This is a genomic window from Lysobacter tyrosinilyticus, from assembly GCF_054779815.1.
The window spans coordinates 1-2767 of record NZ_BAAGXN010000024.1 but is presented as its reverse complement, the minus strand read 5'-3'; the positions used below and the strand labels follow the sequence as shown (position 1 = coordinate 2767).

The following is a 2767-nucleotide window of genomic DNA, read 5'->3' as shown; positions in this document are numbered from 1 at the left end:
GGATTGGGAGGATCACATCGACGACGGCTTGAGCGTCAGCCGGTGAGTATTGGCGAATGAGTGTCATGACAAATGGGGATGGCGCCTAACGCCTGAATTAAGCCGAGCCGCGAAGCGGCTTCGGCTTGAATGAATTGTTAGGGCTCATGCCGTGCGACGTCTTGCGAAACGCCAAACGAGCCAGGTGAGTCCCACCAAGATGCTGGGGCAAATCCAGCCAAAGGCACCAGCGATTGCAAGGGACTCGTGAGCAGCGAAAGCCCAGACAAGGTTGAGTGCCCAGCCGGCCGCAATGGCAAAGGCCGCTGCAATGAGTCCGCTCAGACGAGAGCGCGACTTGAGTAGCCAGAACAGCACAACTGGCAGCGTAAGAGCAGCAAGCAATAGAACGGTCGCCATGAACTTTCCTATGAGGCCTAACGCCTGAATTAAGCCGAGCCGCGAAGCGGCTTCGGCTTGAATGAATTGTTATGCAGCCACGGAGAACAGGGAGCCGTGGACGCTGAAGAGATCTTAGCCCGGGACAATCGGGATGCGGCAATCACTGGACGGAAGCGCGGGGAGTGAGTGGCGGGTGCTTGCCCGTCCGGCGCCGGAGGCGCCGCCAAGGTGAATCCAGCCATGTGACCGCAAGCCCAGCGGCGCGAGCGAGAGAGGTCGAGTGCGGGCTTTGCGAGCTTTACCTGCAGCGCTTCGGCGCTGGCGCGCATCGCCAGTCTTTTGACCACGCATAACGCCTGAATTAAGTGGAGCCGCGAAGCGGCTTCCACTTGAATGAATTGTTAGCCCACAAGCCCGGATGCTTGAACGACGTTGAAGGCCTTGATTGCTGTAGCTAGTGCAGAAAACCCTACTAAAGCCCGAGCCAGACCACCCCAAGCGGGGTTGTCTACGTTGTGCGCGCATCTCCAGATACAAATCCATGAGAAGGCCATGTAGCCCAGATAGAGGGGCAACAGCACCAACTGCGCAATTGAGGCAAGTGAGGTTGCGGATAGCACACTGGACCAAGCGATTGCGAGAACGGCCGCGCCCGCCAGTAGCATGATTTGACCGGCAATCCCAATCAGCCAATATGCCTGCCAAAGGCGGGCGGAGCCCTGCCAGCAGCGACGAAATATGTTTGGCTTGGCCGATCGCTGGGGAGTAGGGCGCAGCGCCGGCGCATCCGCTGTCGGCGAGAGAGGCGGGCTATAGGGGTTTGGCTCAGTCATTGTCATGCCGCTATTGGGGGCTAACGCCTGAAATTAGCCGAGCCGCGAAGCGGCTTCGGCTGCATTGAATGGTTATACGCCACGGTAATCGGCGAAGCAGGGCGGTGCAACGATCGCCGGGCAAATCGGGAGAAGAGAATCACTGCGCGATCCCGTAACAGTGTGGGGCCAGTGCTTGGCTGTCCGGCGGCGGGCAGCGCCGCCGGGACGTGGCCAACCTTGTAACCGAAAGCCAGGCGGCGCGAACGCCATGTGTCGAGTGCCGGCTGTTGGGCTTTACCCGCAGTGTTCTGACAGTGATTACCTGTTAACGCTGTTGGCCCACGTATAACGCCTGAATTAAGCCGAGCCGCGAAGCGGCTTCGGCTTGAATGAATTGTTAGGGCTCATGCAGCGATACGCCATGCCGCCCAAGCGAGCAGGACCAATACTGTAGGGCATGCCCAGCCGAAACGGGCAGCAATTGACAGTGTGTTGCCGCTACCCGGAGATGTCTCGGCCGACACATCGCTTTGAGAGGCGAAAGTCCAGGCAACGTTCAATGCCCAGCCAGCTGCAATGGCAATGGCTGCCGCGACTAGCGCGCTCAAATGGAAGTGTGGCCAGAGCAGCAAGAACAGTGCTACTGGCAGTGCCAGAGCCACTATCAACAATAGAGTGATGAAGAACTTTCTCATGAGCCCTAACGCCTGAATTAAGCCGAGCCGCGAAGCGGCTTCGGCTTGAATGAATTGTTAGGGCGCACGAAACAGCACAGCCGGTTTGCCCGCGAACTGGGTCTCCTGAAATACGACTCCCGATTGGGAGAGCGAGTATTGCAAGAAGCCGATAAAACGTTGCGTCCCTTTTTGCTCAAGATCGATGGTTGCCCCTGCAGTAGCCCCATCGCTCGGAAGCTCGGCAAGAATCATCAGAGCAGTGGCCACGGCGCCTGCGGAAATTGCCGAGTGAAGCTTATCCACGATCTGACCAAATGTGTCCTTCTCGAGTCCGGCTCGGTGGGGGAGAAGAATTTCATCAATCTCGCCGCTGGCAGAGAGCGTCAGGCCGAAGCAAGGAAGATAGTCGCCCGTATTGACCCGGTGCTTGATGAGGGCTTCCGCGCGGCTACGTAACTGTTCTTGCTGAGGTGTAAGCATTGCGTCCATTGGCAACGGTAATGGTGGGGTGCGCCCTAACGCCTGAATTAAGCCGAGCCGCGAAGCGGCTTCGGCTTGAATGAATTGTTATGCAGCCACGGAGAACAGGGAGCCGTGGACGCTGAAGAGATCTTAGCCCGGGACAATCGGGATGCGGCAATCACTGGACGGAAACGCGGAGAGCGAGTGGCCGGTGCTTGCTCATACGGCGCCGGAGGCGCCGCCAGGGTGAATCCAGCCATGTGACCGCAAGCCCAGCGGCGCGAGCGAGAGAGATCGAGTGCGGGCTTGCGCTTTACCTGCAGCGTTTCAGCGCTGGCGCGCATCGCCAGTCTTTTGACCACGCATAACGCCTGAATTAAGCCGAGCCGCGAAGCGGCTTCGGCTTGAATGAATTGTTATGCAGCCCAGGGC

At 58.7% G+C, this 2767-nt stretch carries 3 protein-coding genes; all 3 read right to left on the bottom strand.

Annotation, left to right across the window (positions count from 1 at the left end; all coding sequences use genetic code 11):
* Positions 1-144: 144 nt before the first annotated feature.
* The 3 genes from ACYVGK_RS17955 to ACYVGK_RS17945 all read right to left on the bottom strand — a co-directional run bounded on the left by ACYVGK_RS17955 (position 145) and on the right by ACYVGK_RS17945 (position 2362).
* On the bottom strand, positions 145-399 hold the full coding sequence (locus ACYVGK_RS17955; protein ID WP_460736254.1) for a hypothetical protein: 255 nt from the start codon (positions 397-399) through the stop codon (positions 145-147).
* 1201 nt (positions 400-1600) lie between these two features.
* Positions 1601-1891 (bottom strand): hypothetical protein, encoded by a 291-nt coding sequence (locus ACYVGK_RS17950; protein ID WP_460736252.1) that lies wholly within the window; start codon positions 1889-1891, stop codon positions 1601-1603.
* Positions 1892-1948: 57 nt separating this feature from the next.
* A complete protein-coding gene (locus ACYVGK_RS17945; RefSeq protein ID WP_460736251.1) occupies positions 1949-2362 on the bottom strand; it encodes a hypothetical protein in 414 nt (137 codons plus the stop codon).
* Between the last annotated feature and the right edge of the window lie 405 nt (positions 2363-2767).

Excerpts from the sequence above, each read along its gene's own strand:
- ACYVGK_RS17955 (WP_460736254.1), bottom strand. The coding sequence starts at position 399 with ATGGCGACCGTTCTATTGCTTGCTGCTCTTACGCTGCCAGTTGTGCTG.
- ACYVGK_RS17950 (WP_460736252.1), bottom strand. The coding sequence starts at position 1,891 with ATGAGAAAGTTCTTCATCACTCTATTGTTGATAGTGGCTCTGGCACTG.
- ACYVGK_RS17945 (WP_460736251.1), bottom strand. The coding sequence starts at position 2,362 with ATGGACGCAATGCTTACACCTCAGCAAGAACAGTTACGTAGCCGCGCG.